Origin of the sequence: Streptomyces sp. NPDC006516, from assembly GCF_040611875.1 — a bacterium.
GTDB lineage: Bacteria > Actinomycetota > Actinomycetes > Streptomycetales > Streptomycetaceae > Streptomyces.
Window position 1 is genome coordinate 1 of record NZ_JBEXPD010000019.1, and the last position, 4,982, is coordinate 4,982.

The following is a 4,982-nucleotide window of genomic DNA, read 5'->3' on the forward strand; positions in this document are numbered from 1 at the left end:
GACGGCGGGAAGCCTTTCCGCACGAGCGGGACCAGGGGGAGGCCGGCGTACGTGCACGACTCCGCCGAAGGGCGCTGGATCACAGACTCGGACTCGGGACAGACCGGATGACCGATGAGTCGGCCCTGGGGCGGACCGGGAGCTTACGGCTGACGAGGTAGTCGACCAGGCACTGGCGTACCAGCCGATCCCTTTGTGAGGTGACGGCGCAACGCCCCCCTTTGACGCAGGCGCTGGCAACGGTCCGGTCCGGGCACTGCTGCGTGCTGGTGGGCCCCGCACGACGGGGAAGTCCACCGAGAGGCCCAGTCGATCGCCGCGGCGTCGGCCGCGGCCTGGACCTGCTGATATGGCTCTTGGGCGAGGCGAGCCGGTACGGAGAAACCCTCGCCTACGCCGCGGTGCTGCCGACGGACCTGTACGAAATGACATCCAGCACCGCGTGGATTCTGGAGCAGTCGGGACGCGTCGAAGAGGCTCTCGGCCTGTTCCGGGCCGACGCCGAGACGGACGCGTGGGAGGTGGCCGCGCGCCTCATCAGGCGCGGACGTGTCAGGCGAAGCGATCGACGGCATGCCCTCCATCGCCGAGCTCCGCGCAGCGAGTCGGTGGGAGCAGTCGACAGGGCCATAGACCCCAGGCCGTCCCCCAAGGCGGGAAACAACGGGGCGCACTCTCTGGTATGAACGGAACGGCAGGACATCCTGAATCAGGGAAGGGCAACCGAACAGCCGCAAGCACATCGGTGCCCCCGGGGTTCACATGCTGACGCCCGGGCCGCCGGGAATGCGAGGCGGCGCGTCATGTGGTGAGTGTCGGACGACGCGGGCCCGCTGAACGGCCATCTGCGCCTGGCGGTGAACCGTGAACTGGTCCCGCAGATGTGCCTCTGCGCGGTGCTGAAGCGGCGCTTGCTCGGCGATTCGGCGACGCAGCTCACGCTCCACCTGCATGCCCCCCGCGTCGGTACGGAGCGTTTCCGCACGGGCTCGCAGGTCAACGGCGGCGGCGCGTGCGGCACGGACTGCCTCGGCGCGGTGGTTGTCGATCCGCACGGCAAGGACGGAAAGTTGCTGCCTCATCACCTCCAGCTCCTCGAGCCGTACGACCGCTGAGCTCGTGCCTCCCATGGCCTGATCGCGCAGCACTTGCATGTTCGGGGAGGACTCCAGGATCCGCGCTGCTTCACGCCGGGCTTCAGCTGCCGCCCGGGTGGACGCCTCGTGTTCGCGCTCCGCCGCCTCGACCTGCTGCGTGTACTGGGCGATGAGTTGCTGTTGCTCGGCCCGGGAGGTGCCTGCGAGGCGCAAGGCGATGCGGCTGCGTCCGGTAGCCCGCTGCAGGCTGGCACAGACGTCGCGCGCGCCGGCAGCGGCGGCGCGGGCGCGCTCCGCCGCATCGGCCTCACGGTGTGCCTGGCGGAGCAGGCGGTCTGCCGCATCGATGAGGCCTCTTGCACTGTCGGCGATCTGCTGGCCGGGATGCTGAGCCAGTTGCACGGCACCCTCGGTGGACGCCCGGGCCTGCTCGCTCGCCCTCCGGTCGGCTGCCGCTGCCCGCCGGGTCAGTTCTGCTGCCTTCACCGCGAGATCTGTATCGGTCAGAGCACCGTACGGCCGGGCCCCCCGGTCGTCCCACCTGGGGAACTTCAGGTCACCTGCGGCCACAGGCACCGGCTCCGGAACAGCGCGCAACTGGTCGCTGATCATGGACTCCGGACGAACCTGCTTCAGCAGGGCTGCACAGGCGCGCACTGCACGGTCGAGGCGCTCGGTTTCGCTGACTGGTTCGCCCGACCTGACCTGGGCCTCCTCGTCCTCCAACGCCGCGGTCGCCAGCCACAGGTGATTCTCGCTGCGGGCCCGGGTGATGGCGGGGTACAACGTGTACGCGTCGGCTCCGAGCCCGTACAGCAGCGATGTCTCGACAGTGAGCCCCTGGGAAGCGGAGACGCTCATCGCGTAACCCAGCGCCAGGGCGCCGTGCCCGACCTGCCCCGGGCTCAGCCATGCCTGGCCATGGACGCCGTGCTCACGCCACCAGGTGATCTGCACGTTGTGCTCGCCGTCGAGGGCCGTGACGACGGCGCGGTACCCGCTCAGGGGATCCGGGCCGGTGCCGCGCCGCCTGCGGGAACCGCCTTGCCGGACGCGGACGATGTCGCCGACGGCGAGGGTGATCTGCTCACCGCGCGGTCGGGCGTAGGTGTGGGTGGCGCCGAGTTCGCCGGCGGCGCTCCTGATGGCCTGAGCTCCGGCGTTGAGGGTGTCCACGTCGGCGTTCCGCGCGGCCAGCAGGACTAGGTTCGCAACCGAGTCATGCGGAGCGGACCATCGGCGGCGCTGCTGATTCCAGGCGGCGAGGATCTCCGTGTGCGCCTGCTCGGCGGTGTCGGTGGCGTGCACACGGCCGCCTTCGGCGAGCATGCGCAAGGCCTTGTCCCGGGCGCCGTCCCGCCAGGCTTCCAGAGCCAGGCGCTCGCCGGCGTCCTTCTGACGGCGGTTGCTGTGCAGGACGGCGCCGCGGACGAGCCGGTGGATCTCCTCGAGTCCACCGCCCGGACCGAGCGCCCGCAGATGCTGGGGGTCGCCGACGCCGATGACCTTCGTGCCCGTGGCGACGGCCGCGGTCAGCAAGCGCGCCAGGGAACGGTCGTCGGTCAGAACCGCGTCATCGAGCACGAGTACGTCGATCCCTCGCAGGCCCTCCCCGCTGTCGATGCGCTGCAGCCAGGAGGCCACTGTGCGCACGGGGATGCCGGTGCCCTCGAACAGATTCTGTGCGAGCACAGCGGAGGAAGAGGCGCCCGCGTGGGTCATGCCGACGGCGTCCCAACCGATGCGGCAGACCTCCAGCAGCGACGTCTTCCCTGCTCCGGCGGCGCCGATGACGGCATCGACACCGTGACCGGCGGTCAGGAGCCTCTGAACGGTGGCACGCTGCTCGCCATCGAGCGCGAACCCGGAGGCGACCTCGAAAACCCCCAGCGCGGCTGCGGCCTGGTCCCCCGTCAGCTGGGCTGAACCGCTCGCGTACCGGGAGCGAGCCTGATCGACGATGACCTGCTCGGCATCGAGGATGTCGCGCGTGGTGTAGCGGCCGGTGTTGCTCATGGCGGCCGAGCCGCGGTGCGGGAGAGGCTCGGCGTAGCCGGGTACGGCGAGAACTTGTTCGGCCAGGTTGTCGAGCGCGGTCGTTTCAAGGCCGTACGGACAGGCGTTGGCGACGGCCGCGAGGAGTTCGGCGCGACGGAAGTCCTTGGCGCTGCTCGTCAGCCCGTGCTCGGGGTCGAAGACGTCCCGGGCGATCGTGTCGGGCGGCGGGATCTGCGGGCCGCGCGTTCCGCCGGCCGTAAGCCCGCCGGACGGCCCGGAGCCAGGAGCGGCGGCCGCGATCATCGCGTCGACGTCGATGCCGAGAGCTACCGCGCGCTGACGCCAGTGGGCGTGCAGGTCGATGTCACCCTCGTCGTGTTTGGCATGCCGGGTCTCGGCCGAGACCCGGAGCTTCTCGTCGCGGCCGGCGTCGGCTCCTGCCAGCGCGTCGACCTGGGCTGCGCGGCGGGAGTAGTGCGTGCGCAGTTCGGCCGGGATACCCATGACCTCCCAGGCCCGGGTACGACCGTCGCGCTCGTACCGCACTCCGAACCGCTTGCTCGCCAGAGCGCGGACGCGGGCCTTGAAGAGGGCGTCGAAGGCTCGCGCATGGCGGTGCAGGTCCATGCCACCGTTGGCGATGGCGCGCCAGGCACCGTCCTCACATCGGGCGATGTTGACGATGACCAGATGAACGTGCAGATGCGGGTCTCCGGGGGTGTCGTCGACCGGCCGGGCGGACTGGTGCTCCACGCTCCAGCCGAGCAGCCCGCCGGTGGCGATCCGGCGCCGCTCCCCCACCTCGCTCGCCACGCTGTAGCCGATCCATCGTTCGAGCTCGGCGAACGCCTCGCGTTTCGCCTCGTGGACCAGGGACCGGAAGTCGGCCTCCCGTCGAGGACCGAGCAGAGCCCACAGCGTGGAGGCGCTCTTGGGGAGGTCGGCGACGAGGTCGTAGGCGCGGACCCGGACGTTGACGCGGTCCCTTTCGTGCGCACGGGCCCGCGCAAGTCCTTCCGCGCCGTAGACCTCAGCCAGGTCGATGCCGGCGGCCCGGGCGATCCGGTGGAGGGAGCCCACCTGCAGCTGGTGCTGCTCGCCTCGCGCGTTCACCATGCGCGCCAGGGTGGCGAACTTCTTCAGCTGCTTCGGGGTACCGGCCAGGAGGTCCTTCGACTCGACGCGGGCGGAGATCGCGGCATGCTCGATCGCCTCGACCAATCGAGCACCAACGAGCTGAGAGGCAGGGTGGGCGCGCAGTTCGGCGCCGGCGAGCTGCGCGCCGGTCAGGGGGTGCACGCCGTTGGCGAGCGCGCGTGCCGCCCGCTTACCGGCCTCATCCAGAGACGTGCCGGCCACCAGCCCGACGTCGGTCAGGCCTGAGCCGAGCCAGACGAGACCGCTGTCCTGAGGGGCAGTCATCCTGTGGCCGAGCTGAGCGTCAGTGGCGGGCTCGGCGGCATCATCGGCCTCCCGGCCGTCAAGGCGCACGTAACAGCCGGCGTTCCCGGAGAGGCGGTACTCGACCTGCTCCATGTCCACGATCCGACTGACCCAGGCCATCCGCGCTGCCTCTCCCTCCTGCTTCGTGTCGTCCGACGAGAAGCTCTGTGGTGTGCGTCTTGAGGGGACGTACCTTTGTCCATCCAGATTGATCTTATCGATCCTACGACGATGGAGGTGCCGCTGGGCTGTTATGTGGCGCTGCTCCGCGCGAAGTCAGCACGGCCGGTGACATCCGGTGGGTCAGTAGGCGGTAACGGATCGGAGAGCATCTGCAGGCTGTACGCGACGTTGTTCGGGAGGGACGTCCACGACCTCACCGCAGGCGACCCTGCCGGCGGTGAGATCGTGGAGGGCCTAGCTCCGCGACCTCACCGCAGGCGA

Annotated in this window: 1 protein-coding gene; it reads right to left on the minus strand. The window is 70.3% G+C overall.

Translation table 11 applies throughout. The annotated features are described in order from the left end of the window. Nucleotides 1–758: 758 nt before the first annotated feature. Nucleotides 759–4,658, minus strand: coding sequence for a MobF family relaxase (gene mobF, locus ABZY45_RS32445; protein ID WP_356745839.1), 3,900 nt, complete (start codon nt 4,656–4,658; stop codon nt 759–761). Nucleotides 4,659–4,982 lie beyond the last annotated feature (324 nt).